We start from the raw sequence: 15,521 nt of genomic DNA, 5'->3' as shown, positions 1-15,521 counted from the left end.
TCCATGCCCGCAGTGTCACAGGTGCGGACGCGGGGTGGCGTGGTTGTCCGCCCGCGTCCGCACCTGTGACACTGCGGGCATGGAACACCGAAGCCAGGCGGAACGCGACGCCGTGACCGTCGAGATCGGCTTCGCCGTGCTGACCGGGGCCCTGCTGGCGGGGGCCGCGTTCGTCGTGGTCTGCGCCCCCGCCTTGCTCATGGCCTCGGGCGGCGGCGTGGGCCGCGGGCTGCTGGTGGCCGCGGCCGTCGTGGCGGGGCTGGTCTTCGTCGGACGCGTCGTCGACGTGCTGTGGCGGTTCGGCCGCCGCACCACCGAGCGCGAGGTCGACGGGCGCGTCCCGGTGCTGCCGGATCAGCCGAGCCAGCCCGGGCGCACCAGCCCCGACTCGTAGGCGAGTACGACGAGTTGGGCCCGGTCACGGGCGCCGAGTTTCACCATGGTCCGGCTCACATGGGTCTTGGCGGTGAGCGGGCTGACGACGAGACGGCGGGCGATCTCGTCGTTGGACAGGCCGATACCGACCAACGCCATCACCTCCCGCTCCCGGTCGGTCAGTTCGTTGAGGGCGGTCGCCGCGGCGGGCTCCTTGGACCGGGCCGCGAACTCGGCGATCAGGCGGCGTGTGACACCCGGCGACAGCAACGCGTCCCCGCCGACCACCGCCCGGACCGCTCGCAGCAGTTCTTCCGGTTCGGTGTCCTTGACCAGGAAACCCGAGGCTCCGGAGCGGATCGCCTCGAAGACGTACTCGTCGAGTTCGAAGGTGGTGAGCATGACCACCTTCACCGCGTCGAACTCAGGGTCCCCGGTGATGGCGCGGGTCGCCGCGAGGCCGTCGAGGCGCGGCATCCGGATGTCCATCAGCACGGCGTCCGGCCGCAGTTCACGCACCAGACGGACGGCCTCCTCGCCGTCGGCCGCCTCGCCCGCCACCTCGATGTCCGGCTGGGCGTCCAGCAGGGCCCGGAATCCCGCCCGGACCAGCAACTGGTCATCGGCGAGCAGTACGCGAATCACGGTGTCTCCTTCTGATGCGCCGGCCCGCCGGCCGGCAGCGGAAGTTCGGCCCGTACCCGGAAGCCGCCGTCGGGCCGGGTTCCGGCCTCGATCGTGCCACCCAGGGCCGCCGCCCGTTCCCGCATCCCGGCCAGCCCGTTGCCGCTGCCACCGGCGTCCGCACCGGTGGCCGGGCCCTCGTCGTCGATACGGAGCGTGATACGCCCCGGTCCGTAGCCGACCCGGACCCGCGCGGTACGCGAACCGGAGTGCCGCACCACGTTGGTCAGTGCCTCCTGCACGATCCGGAACGCCGCGAGGTCCGCGCCGGGCGGTACGGACCCGCGCTCGCCGTCCGTCTTGACGGTCACGGTCAGCCCGGCGCTCGCGGCCTGTTCCACCAGTTCGGGAAGGCGGTCGAGTCCGGGAGCAGGCGACCTGGGCGCGTCGCCGGGCGTCCGGAGGGTGTCCAGGACCTGGCGCACCTCGCCGAGCGCCTCCTTGCTGGCGTCCTTGATGGTGGTCAGCGCGGTGCGGGCCTGCTCGGGGTCGCTGTCGAGCAGGGCGAGCCCGACACCTGCCTGGACGTTGATGACGGAGATGCTGTGCGCGAGGACGTCGTGCAGCTCACGGGCCATCCGCAGCCGCTCCTCGTCGGCCCGCCGCTTCGCCGCGCGCTCCCGCTCGGCCCGCTGCGCCGCCCACTGCTCACGGCGTACGCGGACGAACTCGGCCGCAGCGATGATGGCCACCACCCAGGCGGCGACGCCCAGTTCCTGCCCCCAGGGCGCCGCGGAGTCGTCGTCCGGAGGCAGCCGGCGGTAGAGCCAGTGCGCCACGACGAGGTGCCCCACCCACACCATGGCGACCGCCGACCACGCGGCCCGCCGGTGACCGGCGACGACTGCGCTGAAGCAGCCCACCGCGACGGCGAGGAAGACCGGGCCGTACGGATAGCCGGCGCCGAGATAGACCGTCGCCGCGGCCGACGCCCCGAAGACGGCTACGACCGGGTGGCGGTGGCGCAGCAGCAGGACCGCCACCGCGGCGAGGAGGAGCAGCCGGGCGAAGAGGTCGAGCGGGGCCTTGTCGTCCAGCTGGCCGCGGGCCGCGAACCCCGAGCCGGCCATGACGAAGACACCGAGCAGGATCGTGGACGCCCAGGGCAGCCGGCCGGTGGACCGCCCCTGGGGGCCGGTCAGCCAGCGCGGCGGCTCTCCGTTGTTCCAGAAGTTCCACGGGCCCGGGGAGCCGGTCGTCCGTTCGCCCGGGGAGCCGGTCGTCCGTTCGCCCGGGGAGCCGGTCGTCCGTTCGCCCGGCCCGCCGCGCGCCCAGGGCGGTCGACGCGGCGGCCCGTCTCGCTTCCCGGGGGGCTCGCCGCCTGTGTGTGCGCGCTGCTCTTCCATGCCGGCCACGCTAGACCGCGCGCCTGCGCCCCGGCGTCCGCCGGGCGTGGTGATCACCCGTACTCCCCCGGGAGTACGACGAACGGAGCCCGCGGGCCGGATGGTCCGGCCTACCGGCGCCGGTCGAGGAGCCCGACGGTGCGGGCCAGCTCCGTCACGGCCTGCCGGAAGAAGGCCTCGCGGGCCTCCACCACACGGTTGAACTGGCCGAAGAGCTCGAAGGACAGCAGCCCGAAGAGCTGTGACCACGCGGCGACGAGCGGCACGGCGACCGCCGGGGGAAGTCCGGGGGCGAGGTCGGCGGCGATCCGCTCGGCCTCGGGACGCAGCTCCTCGGCAAGCGGCGGGAGCGCGACTCCCTCCTCGCGGTGCGCGTCCTCGACGATGGCGATGAGGACGAGGCCGACCCTGGACGCGGGGCCGATGGTGGCCTGCGGCGCGGTGTAGCCGGGCACGGGCGAGCCGTAGATCAGCGCGTACTCGTGAGGGTGGGCGAGAGCCCAGTCCCGTACGGCGCACGCGACGGCGACCCAGCGGGCGAGGTGAGCGCCGGGCCGGACGGGCGCCGGGCTCTCCGCCGCGGCGGGCCGGACCGGCGCCGGGCTCTCCGCCGCGGCGGCCCGGTGGGCGCGCTCGGCGGCCTCGCCCACGGAGTCGTACGCATCGACGATCAAGGCGGTGAGCAGTTCGTCACGGCTGGGGAAGTAGCGGTAGAGCGCCGAGGACACCATGCCGAGTTCGCGTGCCACGGCGCGCAGGGAGAGCTTCGCCGCTCCCTCGGCCGCGAGCTGCTCTCTCGCCTCGTCCTTGATGGCGGCGGTGACCTCGATGCGGGCCCGTTCCCTGGCTCCCCGAATGGCGCTCATGCGACCAGTCTGCCACGAAACGGATCACCGACCAATAACGAGAGCAGTGCTCTTGCTTTTGAGCACAAGTCGCGTGCACACTGATCTCAAGCGAGAGCACCGCTCTCTCAAACTGTGGGGGTCCTCATGTCGCAGCCGTACTACCTTCAGGGCAGCCCGTTCACCGTCCGGATGAACGGCCTCATCGGCTGGCTGGCGCGGCACGGGGTGAGCCTGCTCGGCTCGCAGGAACTGTCGGTGCGGGGCCGCAAGAGCGGGCAGTTGCAGCGCATCCCCGTGAACCTGCACACCCACGAGGGCGTGCAGTACCTCGTCTCCGCACGGGGACATTCGCAGTGGGTGCGCAATATGCGGGCCGCGGGTGGCGGCGAACTGCGGGTGGGCCGCAGGACCCGTACCTTCACAGCGGTGGAGATCGCGGACGACGAGCAGAAGATGATCGTCGTCCGCGCCTACCTGGAGCGCTGGGGCTGGGAGGTCAACCAGTACTTCAAGGGCATCACGGCCAAGTCGACGGACAGCGAACTGCTGGCGGCGTGCCCCGATCACCCCGTCTTCCGGATCACCGTCGGGAGCTGACCCGGGGCCGCCGAGCGGCGACGAGCGCCAGGCCGTGGCGGCTCGGCGGGCTCACCGGCGCGCACATGCCACGGCCGGATCGCCGTATCCGCCCGCCCGCTCCGGCCGGGCCCCGGTGCGGCAGCGGTCCCTGGGGACTGCCGTTCGGATCAGGCCGGGCGCGCGGGCTCCAGCACGCTCATCTGCGCCGTTGTCGCCGGTCGCCCCTGCTCCGCAGGGGACTTCCTCCTCCGCCTTGCGGCTGCACGCCCCGGAGCGCACTTTCTGATCCGGCCTGCCCCAAACGAAGGACCCTAACGATCCATCGCCGACAGCGCCCGCTGCGCCAGCGGATGCGAACGGACCAGTTCGGCCAGCGAGGTCGTGCCGCGGGTGATGCCCGCGAACGCGTTCCACGCCGGACGGAAGCCCGTCAGCACCGCGTGCAGCAGGCCCGGGCGGCGCTCGAAGAGCTTCAGCATGCGCCGTCCCACGCTCATCTCGACGCCGAGCCCGGCCTTGATGGCGAACGCGTAGTTGAGCGCCTGCCGGCGCGCGTCCACCGCGTCGTGCGATTCCGCCACCCGCACCGCCCATTCGCCGGCCAGGCGTCCCGAACGCAGCGCGAACGAGATGCCCTCACGGGTCCACGGTTCCAGCAGGCCCGCGGCATCCCCGCACACGAGCACCCGGCCACGCGAGAGCGGCGAGTCGTCGCTGCGGCAGCGCGTCAGATGGCCGGAGGAGATCTTCGGCTCGAACCCGGCCAGGCCGAGCCGCGCGATGAAGTCCTCCAGATACCGCTTGGTGCCGCCGCCGTCACCGCGCGCCGAGATCACACCGACCGTCAGGGTGTCCCCCTTGGGGAAGACCCAGCCGTAACTCCCCGGCATGGGGCCCCAGTCGATGAGGACCCGGCCCGCCCAGTCCTCCGCGACCGTCTCCGGCACGGGGATCTCGGCCTCCAGACCGAGATCCACCTGGTCGAGCTTCACCCCGACATGTGCTCCTATCCGCCCGGCGCTGCCGTCCGCGCCCACGACCGCACGGGCCAGGACGGTCTCGCCGCCGGACAGTACGACCGCGACCGTACGCCGGTCGGGCACCGCGGCACCGTGCTGCTCGACCCGGGACACCGTCGCCCCGGTGCGGAGTTCGGCACCGGCCTTCTGCGCCTCCTCGACCAGTCCCGCGTCGAACTCGGGGCGGTTGATGAGGCCGAAGAGCATGCGCCTGGAGCGGCGGGTGCGTGCCAGCCTGCCGTTCAGCGAGAACGTGACCGCATGGATCCGGTCCCGCAGCGGCAGTTCGAAACCGGGCGGCAGCGAATCGCGTGAATACCCGATGATTCCGCCGCCGCACGTCTTGTAGCGGGGCAGTTCCGCCTTCTCCAGGAGCAGTACCCGACGGCCGGCGACCGCCGCCGCGTATGCCGCGGAGGCTCCCGCCGGTCCGGCGCCGACTACGACGACGTCCCACACGGACGACTCTTCGTGCTCATGTCCGGCGTCTGCGTTCTCGCTGCTCACGATGTGCTTCTGCTCCCGATCCGACCAGTGGCCCCAACTGCTTCCGGCATCCTACGGCGCGCTGCGGCCGGACCCTGCTGTGGGAGGATCTGCCGAGCTCCGTCGTAGCTGCAATGCCGCACTCCTGGCCTTGCCGCTACCCGGATACGTACACATAACGTCGCACCTACGAGGAGCGTGCCCATGACCGCCCATCCGATTTCCGAGACCGTCGCCTCACTGATGCCCCGCGCCAAGGCGGAGCTGACCGAGCTGGTGGCCTTCCAGTCGGTGGCGGATCCCGCGGTGTTCCCGAAGAGCGAGTGCGAGGCGGCCGCCGCCTGGGTCGCCGACGCCCTGCGTGCCGAGGGATTCCAGGACGTCGCCCTGCTCGACACCCCGGACGGCACCCAGTCCGTCTACGGCTTCCTGCCCGGTCCGGCCGGAGCGCCCACCGTGCTGCTCTACGCGCACTACGACGTGCAGCCGCCGCTCGACGAGTCCGCCTGGATCTCCCCGCCCTTCGAACTGACGGAACGTGACGGGCGCTGGTTCGGCCGGGGAGCGGCCGACTGCAAGGGCGGCTTCGTCATGCACCTCCTCGCGTTGCGCGCCCTGAAGGCGAACGGCGGAGTCCCGGTCTCGGTCAAGGTGATCGCGGAGGGCTCGGAGGAGCAGGGCACCGGGGGCCTGGAGCAGTACGCGCAGGCGCACCCGGAGTTGCTGGCCGCGGACACCGTGGTCATCGGCGACACCGGGAACTTCCGCGTCGGGCTGCCGACCGTCACCTCGACGCTGCGCGGGATGACGATGCTGCGGGTACAGCTCGACACGCTTGAGGGAAACCTGCACTCCGGCCAGTTCGGCGGCGCCGCACCCGACGCCCTGGCCGCCATGATCCAGCTGCTCGCCTCGCTGCGCGCCGAGGACGGCACGACGACCGTCGACGGCCTCACGACGGACGCCAAGTGGGACGGTCTCCAGTACCCGGAGGACGAGTTCCGCAAGGACGCCAAGGTCCTCGACGGGGTCGAACTGATCAGCACGGGTACGGTCGCCGACCGGATCTGGGCGCGGCCCGCGGTCACGGTCATCGGGATCGACTGCCCCGCGGTGGTCGGCGCGACGCCCTCGGTCCAGGCGAGCGCCCGGGCGCAGATCAGTCTGCGGGTTCCGCCTGGCATGGATGCCGGTGACGCGACCAAGCTGCTGACCGCACATCTGCGGGCACACGCCCCGTGGGGAGCGCGGGTGTCGGTCGAGCAGGTCGGCCAGGGACAGCCGTTCCGCGCGGACATCACGAGCCCCGCGTACACCGCGATGGCCGACGCCATGCGGATCGCCTACCCCGGCCAGGAGATGCAGTCCTCGGGCATGGGCGGCTCGATCCCGCTCTGCAACGCGCTGTCGGAGCTGTATCCGGAGGCGGAGATCCTGCTGATCGGGCTGAGCGAGCCCGAGGCGCAGATCCACGCGGTCAACGAGAGCGTGTCTCCCGAGGAGCTGGAACGGCTCTCGGTCGCCGAGGCGCTGTTCCTGCGGAACTACGCCGCCTCCAAGAAGGCCTGAACCGCCCGGTGGCGGCCGACTGGAGCGGGCAGGACTTGTTCCAGTCGGCCGCTGCGCGCAGAACGGAGCTTCGCTCGGCCGCTACGCGCTGAGCGAAGCTCGCCCAGAGCGTAGATCCGCACGGCAGGCGCCCGTTCCTGCGTACGTTCGTGGGCATGGACATCGTCGAGGTGCTGCCCCAGTTGCACATGTTCCGGTTCCGGATCGGCCAGGCCTACCTCTGGCGCGACGGGACGGAACTGAGCCTGATCGACGCGGGTGACGTGAACGCGGCATCCGCCATCGAGGACGGGGTGCGCGGGCTCGGTCACGACCCCGCCCGCATCGCCCGGATCGTGATCACCCACGGCCATCGCGACCACTTCGGCGCGGCCCAGGAGCTCGCCGACCGCTACGGCGCCGAGATCCTGGCGCACCGGCTCGACGCGCCGGTGATCCGGGGCGACGAGGAGATCGGCGATCCTGTGCTGCTCGACTGGGAGCGCCCGCTGTACGAGCACGGGCTGACCGTGCCCGTGGCTCCGCCGACCCGGGTGGACACCGAGGTGTCCGACGGCACGGTACTGCCGTTCGGCGGCGGAGCGCGGGTGGTCCACTCCCCCGGCCACACCCCTGGCGCCATCGGCGTCCATCTGCCGCGTCACGGGGTGCTGTTCACCGGTGACTGCGTCGCCGAGGCGGGGCGCGTGATGCTGGGTGTTTTCAACATCGACCGCGAGCAGGCCGTGGCCTCGTTCCGGCGACTGGCCGCGCTGGAGGCGACCACGGTCTGCTTCGGTCACGGCGAGCCCCTCGTCAAGGACGCCGTCGCGGTCATGCGCGCCTCAGCCGACCGGGACTCCGGCCTCCAGGTTGAGCACGGCTGAGCGCTCGCGGGCACGCAGGGCCCAGCGCAGCCGTTCGTACCGGGTGGGGGGCAGCAAGCTGGCCGCCTCCTCCTCGGTGACGAACCGCCAGCCACGCAGTTCGGATCCGGGAAGCAGCAGCCGCTGGGCGTCCGCGCCCAGCAACGTGCCGCCGTCGAAGAGCAGCCGCAGTCCTCCGTAGCCGGGCGGCTGGGGCGCCTCCCAGTCGACGACGAGAAGCTTGGGCGTCTGCGCGAGGTGAATCCCTATCTCCTCGGCCACCTCTCTGATGCCGGCCTGCGCCGGTGCCTCGCCCGCCTCCACCACGCCCCCGGGGAACTCCCAGCCGGGCTTGTACGTGGGGTCGACGAGCAGCACCCGGTCGTGTTCGTCGAAGAGCAGTACACCGGCCGCGACGGTCTCCGCCGTGGGGTCGGGTGTCTGGACGATCTCGCAGGCCGGGGCCGCTCCGGTGCGCACCGCCTCGGCGATGTGCTCGGCCGTCTCACGAGGTGTGAGTGCGCTGTTGTCGATGGTGTGGGCGTCCCGCGTGATCCAGTCGAGCGCCGAACGGTAGGTCTCGATGCGGTCGTACGCCCATCGCCCGGACCCGTCGGTCCTCACCGGATCGTCGGGGAACTCCGCCCGATGGGCGATCCGTTGACGCAGGATCGTTTCCTCAGGTGAGAGCAGTACATGCCGCACGGCGATGCGTCTGGAGGCCAGTCCTCCGAATATCTCGTCACGATAGTCCTGTCGCAGCAGCGTCATCGGCACCACCAGCACCCCACCGACTTCCGCGAGCAGCGCTGCTGCCGTGTCCACCACCAGGCGCCGCCAGATCGACAGGTCCTGGAAGTCGTCCACTTCGGCGAACTTCTTCTGCGGCAGCAGGGAACCCAGCCCCGTGCCGGTCAGTTCCGGATCGTAGAAGGTGCTGTTCGGGATCAGATCGATCAGTTCACGCGCGGCGCTGGTCTTGCCCGCGCCGAACGCACCGTTGATCCAAACGATCACGGTTCCCCCTCTTCCGTAGCCCCCAGTGGCTTGCCCGCAACACCCTGCCGTGAAAACACGACTGTGGCGATGGCGCTGCGCGAACGCAACAGTGCGGGCCGGCCGTCGTCGACGTTACGGCCGGGCGCCGTCCGGCCGTAACGGCGACGACGGGACCGTCGTTGGAGCGGTCAGCAGAACGAACGACAGGGGGCGGACCGTGCGTCGCACCGTACTTGAGCAGTTTCCCGCCGGGGGCCCGCGGGGCAGCTGGCCCGCGGAGGAGTTCGCCGCGGCCCGTCGCGGCGAGGGCGTGGCTGCGGAGGTCGTCATGGACCTGGAACAGGACGCGTTCCTGGTGGTGGTGCCGCAGCAGTCCTCGGACCGGGGCCGCTGACCTCCGCACGCCCCAGGAGGAACCGGCCCGGCCCAGGCCGGTCCGACCCGCCGACGGGTGGCACTCCGCGCCTGTTCCCCGCCAATCCCGGCCCGGCGGGCTCCTTCTCTCCGCGGGCACATCGCGGGACGCTAAGGCGTGTCACCCCGCCAGTCCCACTTGCTCGGATCCTCCGCCCGCGGCCCGTACTCGGCCCGGCCTCCGGCTCCGTAGGCACCGATCTCGGTGATCAGGGCGGAGCCGTCCGCCAGCGCCACCTTCGTCCAGCCGGTCACGTCCAGCAGCAGGCCGTCGAGCGGGCCGCCCACCAGCTCCCGGTAGACCCGCCCCGGCCGGGGGCCCGGATCCGGGTCGTCGTGATCGGCGCCGTACACCCGTCGCCGCATGATCTCGTCCATACCCGCAGGATCGCATCGACCACTGACAACGTGCTCGGCCTGTGGGCCCGTGTGACTCGATCGGAGGCACGCGCGCCCGTCCGACCTTGATCCTTCGACGCCGTACCGCTTCCGCCTGCGGAGCTCCGAAACCGATGACGATCGGATCGGTGGGCGGCGCTTTTCGCAGACTCCGGCCGTGCGGGACTACGGCCGTGGGCCGATTGCGCGGAGAGGAGCGATCGCGGCCCTACGCGCCGAAGACCTTCGTCGCAGGGGGCGGGGGGCCGGGCTCGCGGCGCCGGAAACCCGGATGCGGGCGCCGCGCGGTCACTCCTAGGATGCGCCGGCGGGAACGTCGAGGCGCCGTGGCGTCCATCAGCGAAGCGGAGATGTCCGGGATATGACCAGCCAACTGTTCGCGATCTGCTTCAACGCAACCCGGCCGCCGGACCTGGCACGGTTCTGGTCCGGAGTCCTGGGCTGGGAGTTGGCCACCGAGCCCGATGACGGGGTCGCGATCCTGTCCCCTGATCCCGCCGGGTTCCGCATCCGGTTCCTGGCGGGGCAGGAGCCGAAGACCGGCCAGAACCGTGCGCACTTCGACCTGACGAGTGCCTCCGCGGAGGATCAGCAGCAGACGGTGGACCGGGCGCTGGAACTCGGCGGGAAGCACATCGATGTGGGTCAGACCCCGGAGGACGGGCATGTGGTGCTCGCCGATCCGGACGGCAACGAGTTCTGCGTGATCGAGCCCGGTAACAATTTCCTCGCCGGCACCGGCGTCATCGGAGCGCTGGCCTGCGACGGCACCCAGGAGGTCGGCTACTTCTGGAGCAAGGCCCTGCGGTGGCCGCTGGTCTGGGACCAGGACCAGGAGACCGCGATCCAGTCACCGCACGGCGGCACGAAGCTCACCTGGGGTGGGCCGCCGGTGGCGCCGAAGGCGGGCACGAACAGGCTGTACTTCGAACTGGCGCTTCCCGCGGACGCCGACGGGGATGCGGAGACCGACCGTCTGATCTCGCTCGGAGCGACGCGCGCCGCTGTCGGCGACGGCGCGGACGACGGCGGCAGGGTGCTGATGCTCGACCCCGACGGCAACGAGTTCGCCGTACGAAGGCCTTGTTAGCGGAAGTTGTTGCCGCACGGTCGGTGCCGCACGCGGTGCCGCAGGGGCGGTGCCGCAGGGGCGTTCGCCGCGAATCGCACGGTCCGGCTCACACGGTCCGGCTCAGTCGTCCGCCACGTACCGGCTCAACCGGTACGTGGTCGACTGCGTCAGGCGCCCGCACAGCGTGTCGATCCGGACCGTCGCCTCGTCGATCCGAGCCTGCCGCAGGCTGTGCAACCGAGCGCGAAGTTCCGCCTGGTCCCGGGTCTCGAAGACCACTTCCCACCGCCCCAGGTCCGGCGCCGTGCGAGTGGCGTTCCGCTGCCTTTCGGCCGCCTGCCGCCGCCTCCGCTTTCCCTGTCCTGGCACCGGTACAGCGTCGCAGGCCGGTGCCGGCGGCAGCAAGAGACCCGGAACGAGAACGAGCACACGTCCGCGCGAGGTAGCGCCCCGAGGGAACGACACACAGGAAGGGACCTCCACCTGTCACCCACATCTTGGTCACAACTTCATCACCACCGGAACATCACGCTCCCCCACCGCACACGGCCCGGCTAGCGTCACCTCTCCACGCACTTCCAGGGGGACGTATGTCGTACAACCCGCCGCCCAGTCAGCCGCCATGGGGGCAGCCGCCGCGGCCCGTCGGCCCCGACCCCTTCACGGGTCCGACGCCGCCCACGCGCCGACCGGGCTGGGCCCGGAAGCGGATCATCATCCCCGCGGCGATCGTCCTGCTCTTCATAGGCGTCGGGATCGGCGCGGCGGACGACGGCGCCAAGACCGAGAAGACCGTCACGGCCACGGCCTCAGCGGCCCCCACGGTGACCGTCACAGCGACCGCGACCGCCCCGTCCGAACCCGGGCCCGCAGTCACGGAGACCGTCACGGCCAAGCCCAAGCCGGTCCCCACCGTCACGAAGACGGTGACGGTCAAGGTGACCGCCGCAGCCGGTTCCGGCACCTCCGGCGGTTCCGGCGGCTCCGGGTCGGACGACGACAGCGGCGGAGCCACGTACTACGCCAACTGTTCGGCCGTCCGGGCCGCCGGTGCCGCGCCCATTCGCGCGGGGGACCCGGGCTACGGCTCGCATCTCGACCGCGACGGTGACGGCGTCGCCTGCGAATAGGACGACCGGCCGGCCGGGTGCCGTCGAGGCTCACGGCACGATCCGACGATCTCCCCGTGGGCCTGGTCAGTGCCCACCCTGATCGCGGCCTCGTGGGCCCGGTCGAAGGCGCGGACGCTGTCGACGACCGGTCGGATGGGGTGGTCCGCGACGGCGGGCACCCCCTCTTCGACCATGGCGGCGCCGACGTGTCCGAGGGCTTCGGGCCGGCTTGAACCGAGGGAAACACCGCGCACGGGGGGATGGCGGCAGGACAGGAGGGTCGAGGTCGGTGGTGGGCGTGTGCGGCCCCTCCGAACGGCCGGTATTCACGGACGTTGCCGTCCACGCGCGTGGCGGGCAGACAGGCGGTCGGCGAGGTCCGCCACCTGGGACACCGCTGTCGTCACCCGGCGCCCCGGCTGCCCCCGTCGGCTCCCTCCCGCCGGCGGACGGCGGCGCGCCGGGACACGACGGTGTAGATGTGGTCGGCTCCGTGCACCCGCTCCATGTCACACGCCAGCCGTCCCAGCTCCTCGGCGGCACCGGCCGCGTCCCCCGCCCTGCCGCGCAGATTGGCCAGGTTGTGCCGTGTGGTGAGGACCTGGGGGCGGTCCTCCGCGACAAGCGCGGCCCCCGCCGCCCCGACCGCATCCGTGATCACCCATCGCCACGACACGTCAGGCACGCCTCCTTCCCTCCACGCCGTCCGGCGCTCCTCGCACGGCCTCAGCGGTGCCGGCCCCGCCACCTCCAGGGACACCCCGACAGCCCAGGTCAGTTGCTCCGGGCCCACCACCGAGGCGGGGGGCGAGCTGACGGCGGAAGGGGGCAGGAGTGGCGGGCAGGAGCTGGCCGACGGCGCAAGGTGCGCACCCCCCGTCTCAGGACGACCGCGGGGCGCCGTATCGCAGACCGTCGAAGAGGAGGTCGGTGATCTGCCGGGCCTCGACCAGCCAGCCCTCCGTGGCGCGCATTCCGCAGATGCCGCCCAGGGCGCGCAACAGGGTGGAGCCGGTGATGTCGTCGCGGACGGTGCCGGCCGCTTTGCCGGCTTCGAGCAGCAGGGAGAGGGCGTTGGCCATACGGATGCGTGCGTCGTCGAAGACCGGTGAGTCCGTCGCCATGATGCTTTCCAGAACACTGGACATGCCCTTGCCCACCGCGGCGTGGTCCACGAGCAGCAGCAGGAAGCGTCGCAGCGCCTCCTCCGGGGCGTGTTGGTCAAGCAGGTTGCCGGGCGCGGCGCACAGGTCGTCGACCTCCTTGCGGTAGACCTCCTCGATCAGCGCTTCGCGGGTTTCGAAGTGGCGGTAGAGCGTTCCGACGGCGACTCCGGCACTACGGGCGATGTCCTCCACGTGCGCGTCGGTGTCGTCGCCGAGAAACGCATGGCGGGCCGCGGACAGCAGGGCCTCGCGGTTGCGCCGCGCGTCGGCGCGCAGCGGGCGTGATGCCGGCAAGAGAGTCTCCCTAAGGTGAGTCCGGTTCCGTTTACGTGTACCGTTTCCGGAGTCTGGTTCATATTACGGAGGAGAGACCTTATGCCCACCACGGACAACAGCCTCGACGGCCTTCGGGTACTGGTCACCGGCGGCAGCCGGGGCCTGGGCGCGGCAACCGTGCGCCGCTTCGTCGCCGCAGGCGCGACCGTGCTGACGGCCTCCCGCAGCCGGCCCGCGGAAGACAGCGGTGCCACATTCCTCGCGGCGGACCTCTCCACGCAGAAGGGGGCGGCCGAACTCGGCCGCCGCGTCGTCGAGCTGGCAGGCGGCGTGGACGTGCTCGTGAACAACGCGGGCGCGGCGAGCGCCCCTGCACCGACCCTGAGCCGGTCGGACGAATCCTGGCTGGCGGACCTGGAGATGAACCTCCTCAGCGCCGTACGCCTGGACCGGGCCCTGGTACCGGGAATGGTCGAACGGGGCTCCGGTGTCGTCGTGCACGTCTCGTCAATAGCCAGCCAACTGCCTCAGCGGTCCGAGGCGTCCTACGCCGCCGCCAAGGCCGCGCTCAACACCTACAGCCGCGAACTGGCCACCGAGGTCGGCGAGCACGGAGTGCGTGTGGTCTGCGTCCTGCCCGGCTTCGTCGTCACCGACGGCGCCACCGCCCACCTGAAGCACATGGCCGAGAAGCAGGGCATCACCACAGAAGAGGTCACGCAGCAGATCGTGGACCACCTGAAGGTCCCCCTGGGCCGCCCCGGAGATCCGGAGGACGTCGCCGAGTTGATCGCCTTCCTCGCTTCCGGCCGCGCGAAGTGGCTCACCGGAGCGCAGTTCCGCGTCGACGGCGGCATCATCCCGACCGTGTGAGCAACCACCGACAGCACGAACAGGACACACCATGCCCATCACCCTGACCTCCGTGATCATCGACGCCGCCGACATCGAGAAGGAGAGCTTCTTCTGGCACCGGCTGCTCGGCGGCTCGCTCACCCCCACGCCGACCCACCACTTCGTTCAGGCCCCCGGCCTCCCGGTGATCGTCGTCCAGTCCGCCCCCGGACACACCGCCCCGAACTGGCCGGACGGCACCTCCCAGCAGATGCACCTCGACTTCGGCGTCGAGGACCTCGCGACCGCCGACCGCACGGCCACCGACGCCGGCGCCACCCGACTGCGGCCCACCGCCGAGGTCCTTCCCGAAACCCGCACCGGAAGCCGCGTCTACGCCAGCCCGGCCGGGCATCCCTTCTGTCTGCGCTCGACCTGAGCCGGTGGACGTGCGCACAGCCACAGGCTTGAACGGGCGGCATTTGACTCATTCGCCCTCGAGCGCCGGTCGAGCTCGCGACGCCGGAAGAAGGGGGTGGCACCGCGGGTCGTGCGCCTCACTGGCGAGGTTCCCCCACCCGCACCACAAGGGTAATAGCCACAGGTTCTCCACGCCTTGGTCACAACTCCGACACCACCGGAACATTCTCCTCCCCACCCCCCATGCGCGACGCTACGGTCAGGCCCTCACGAACCACCCTTGGGGGACACCATGCGCACCCGCACGCTCACTGCCGTTCTCGGCTGCCTGATCACCGTCACGCTCGTCGGCTGCGACCCCGCCACTCCGGCAGCCGAGGCGCCCGCCACTCCGACGCCGGCCGCGACCACGGTGGACTCGACACCGTCACCAAAGGCTGATGAGCCCGGCGAGACGGGGACCGTCGCCAACTTCGTCGGCATGGGGCTCCAGTCCGCACAGGACAGGGCTCAGGCCGACGGGTTCTACCTCCTCAAGTCGCATGACAGCGCCGGCCGGGACCGGATGCAGGCGCTCGACCGAAACTGGAAGGTGTGTTCGCAGAACTACGCCGCAGGCAAGACGATCCCCACAAACACCGAGCTGGACTTCGGGGCCGTGAAGCTGGAGGAGACGTGCCCGGCGCAGGACCAGCAGGAACCGGAGGTGAAGGGCGGCAAGATGCCGAGTCTGGCCGGGAAGTCGGTGAAGGCCGCCCGGGGCGCCCTCGATCCAGGCACATCGGTCACCGTGACCGACGCCGGCGAAGGCCGCATGGTGCTGATGGAAAGCAACTGGCAGGTGTGCACCCAGTCGCCGAGCCCCGGAGCCGTTCTCAACGGTCAGCCGGTTGAGCTGACAGCTGTGAAGTTCGACGAGTCCTGCCCGTAGACGTCCAACGCCTCTCCCGGCCGGGGGCAGGAGGGCGCCGTCATCAACTTCCTCGGGCCGGGGCGGCGGTTCGACGGACAGCCTTGGTGCCGCAGGATAGCGGCCCCTCGATCCGGCCGAGGGCGCAGCCAGGTCACCGAACCGCAG

18 protein-coding genes are annotated in these 15,521 nt (G+C 71.4%); 10 read left to right on the top strand and 8 right to left on the bottom strand.

Annotated features, from left to right (window positions below; translation table 11 throughout):
- The first annotated feature begins 79 nt into the window (after window positions 1-79).
- Window positions 80-394 carry a DUF6332 family protein gene (locus EAO72_RS02065; protein WP_148015438.1) on the top strand — a complete coding sequence of 105 codons (315 nt, stop codon included), beginning with the start codon at window positions 80-82 and terminating at the stop codon, window positions 392-394.
- On the opposite strand, the gene EAO72_RS02060 is transcribed toward EAO72_RS02065, so the two are convergent.
- The 3 genes from EAO72_RS02060 to EAO72_RS02050 all read right to left on the bottom strand — a co-directional run bounded on the left by EAO72_RS02060 (window position 355) and on the right by EAO72_RS02050 (window position 3,271).
- Window positions 355-1,020: a response regulator transcription factor gene (locus EAO72_RS02060; protein WP_148015437.1), complete on the bottom strand. Its 666-nt coding sequence runs from the start codon at window positions 1,018-1,020 to the stop codon at window positions 355-357. The two genes, EAO72_RS02065 and EAO72_RS02060, sit on opposite strands and share 40 nt — an antisense overlap.
- A complete protein-coding gene (locus EAO72_RS02055) occupies window positions 1,017-2,405 on the bottom strand; it encodes a sensor histidine kinase (protein WP_410089944.1) in 1,389 nt (462 codons plus the stop codon). Before EAO72_RS02055 ends, EAO72_RS02060 begins: the two co-directional genes overlap by 4 nt.
- Window positions 2,406-2,515: 110 nt before the next feature.
- Window positions 2,516-3,271 (bottom strand): TetR/AcrR family transcriptional regulator, encoded by a 756-nt coding sequence (locus EAO72_RS02050; protein WP_148015436.1) that lies wholly within the window; start codon window positions 3,269-3,271, stop codon window positions 2,516-2,518.
- A gap of 126 nt (window positions 3,272-3,397) precedes the next feature.
- Between EAO72_RS02050 and EAO72_RS02045 the strand changes: the two genes are divergently transcribed.
- A complete protein-coding gene (locus EAO72_RS02045; protein WP_148015435.1) occupies window positions 3,398-3,850 on the top strand; it encodes a nitroreductase family deazaflavin-dependent oxidoreductase in 453 nt (150 codons plus the stop codon).
- 293 nt (window positions 3,851-4,143) lie between these two features.
- Here the strand turns inward: EAO72_RS02045 and EAO72_RS02040 are convergent, their stop codons facing one another.
- Window positions 4,144-5,358 carry a geranylgeranyl reductase family protein gene (locus tag EAO72_RS02040; protein WP_148015434.1) on the bottom strand — a complete coding sequence of 405 codons (1,215 nt, stop codon included), beginning with the start codon at window positions 5,356-5,358 and terminating at the stop codon, window positions 4,144-4,146.
- Window positions 5,359-5,541: 183 nt separating this feature from the next.
- On the opposite strand from EAO72_RS02040, the gene EAO72_RS02035 reads away from it, so the two are divergent.
- Entirely contained in the window at window positions 5,542-6,906 is a 1,365-nt protein-coding gene (locus EAO72_RS02035; RefSeq protein ID WP_148015433.1) for a dipeptidase, read from the top strand.
- A 155-nt stretch (window positions 6,907-7,061) separates the two neighbouring features.
- Window positions 7,062-7,772 (top strand): MBL fold metallo-hydrolase, encoded by a 711-nt coding sequence (locus tag EAO72_RS02030; RefSeq protein WP_148015432.1) that lies wholly within the window; start codon window positions 7,062-7,064, stop codon window positions 7,770-7,772.
- Here the strand turns inward: EAO72_RS02030 and EAO72_RS02025 are convergent.
- Window positions 7,731-8,768 carry an NUDIX hydrolase gene (locus EAO72_RS02025; protein ID WP_148015431.1) on the bottom strand — a complete coding sequence of 346 codons (1,038 nt, stop codon included), beginning with the start codon at window positions 8,766-8,768 and terminating at the stop codon, window positions 7,731-7,733. The genes EAO72_RS02030 and EAO72_RS02025 overlap by 42 nt on opposite strands.
- 199 nt (window positions 8,769-8,967) lie before the next feature.
- On the opposite strand from EAO72_RS02025, the gene EAO72_RS41755 reads away from it, so the two are divergent.
- A complete protein-coding gene (locus EAO72_RS41755; protein ID WP_187284892.1) occupies window positions 8,968-9,144 on the top strand; it encodes a hypothetical protein in 177 nt (58 codons plus the stop codon).
- 131 nt (window positions 9,145-9,275) lie between these two features.
- On the opposite strand, the gene EAO72_RS02020 is transcribed toward EAO72_RS41755, so the two are convergent.
- Entirely contained in the window at window positions 9,276-9,542 is a 267-nt protein-coding gene (locus EAO72_RS02020; protein ID WP_148015430.1) for a hypothetical protein, read from the bottom strand.
- Between the two features lie 382 nt (window positions 9,543-9,924).
- On the opposite strand from EAO72_RS02020, the gene EAO72_RS02015 reads away from it, so the two are divergent.
- Both EAO72_RS02015 and EAO72_RS02005 read left to right on the top strand, forming a co-directional pair.
- Window positions 9,925-10,653: a VOC family protein gene (locus EAO72_RS02015; RefSeq protein WP_148015429.1), complete on the top strand. Its 729-nt coding sequence runs from the start codon at window positions 9,925-9,927 to the stop codon at window positions 10,651-10,653.
- Between the two features lie 572 nt (window positions 10,654-11,225).
- Window positions 11,226-11,765 (top strand): excalibur calcium-binding domain-containing protein, encoded by a 540-nt coding sequence (locus EAO72_RS02005; RefSeq protein ID WP_148015427.1) that lies wholly within the window; start codon window positions 11,226-11,228, stop codon window positions 11,763-11,765.
- A gap of 385 nt (window positions 11,766-12,150) precedes the next feature.
- Here EAO72_RS02005 and EAO72_RS02000 read toward each other — a convergent pair whose 3' ends face one another.
- The gene (locus tag EAO72_RS02000; protein ID WP_261991272.1) at window positions 12,151-12,432 is read right to left on the bottom strand and encodes a hypothetical protein; all 282 of its coding nucleotides are present in this window, start codon (window positions 12,430-12,432) and stop codon (window positions 12,151-12,153) included.
- Between the two features lie 196 nt (window positions 12,433-12,628).
- Window positions 12,629-13,207: a TetR/AcrR family transcriptional regulator gene (locus tag EAO72_RS01995; protein WP_148015426.1), complete on the bottom strand. Its 579-nt coding sequence runs from the start codon at window positions 13,205-13,207 to the stop codon at window positions 12,629-12,631.
- 81 nt (window positions 13,208-13,288) lie between these two features.
- Between EAO72_RS01995 and EAO72_RS01990 the strand changes: the two genes are divergently transcribed.
- The 3 genes from EAO72_RS01990 to EAO72_RS01980 all read left to right on the top strand — a co-directional run bounded on the left by EAO72_RS01990 (window position 13,289) and on the right by EAO72_RS01980 (window position 15,374).
- Window positions 13,289-14,062: an SDR family oxidoreductase gene (locus EAO72_RS01990; RefSeq protein WP_148015425.1), complete on the top strand. Its 774-nt coding sequence runs from the start codon at window positions 13,289-13,291 to the stop codon at window positions 14,060-14,062.
- A gap of 31 nt (window positions 14,063-14,093) precedes the next feature.
- On the top strand, window positions 14,094-14,462 hold the full coding sequence (locus EAO72_RS01985) for a VOC family protein (protein WP_148015424.1): 369 nt from the start codon (window positions 14,094-14,096) through the stop codon (window positions 14,460-14,462).
- 273 nt (window positions 14,463-14,735) lie between these two features.
- Window positions 14,736-15,374 carry a PASTA domain-containing protein gene (locus EAO72_RS01980; protein ID WP_187284891.1) on the top strand — a complete coding sequence of 213 codons (639 nt, stop codon included), beginning with the start codon at window positions 14,736-14,738 and terminating at the stop codon, window positions 15,372-15,374.
- Window positions 15,375-15,521: the final 147 nt, after the last annotated feature.

It is taken from the genome of Streptomyces sp. OR43 (assembly GCF_008042275.1).
In the GTDB taxonomy this organism is placed as follows: domain Bacteria; phylum Actinomycetota; class Actinomycetes; order Streptomycetales; family Streptomycetaceae; genus Streptomyces.
Note: the sequence above shows the minus strand (reverse complement) of the source record. Positions and strands in the feature narration are given on the sequence as shown.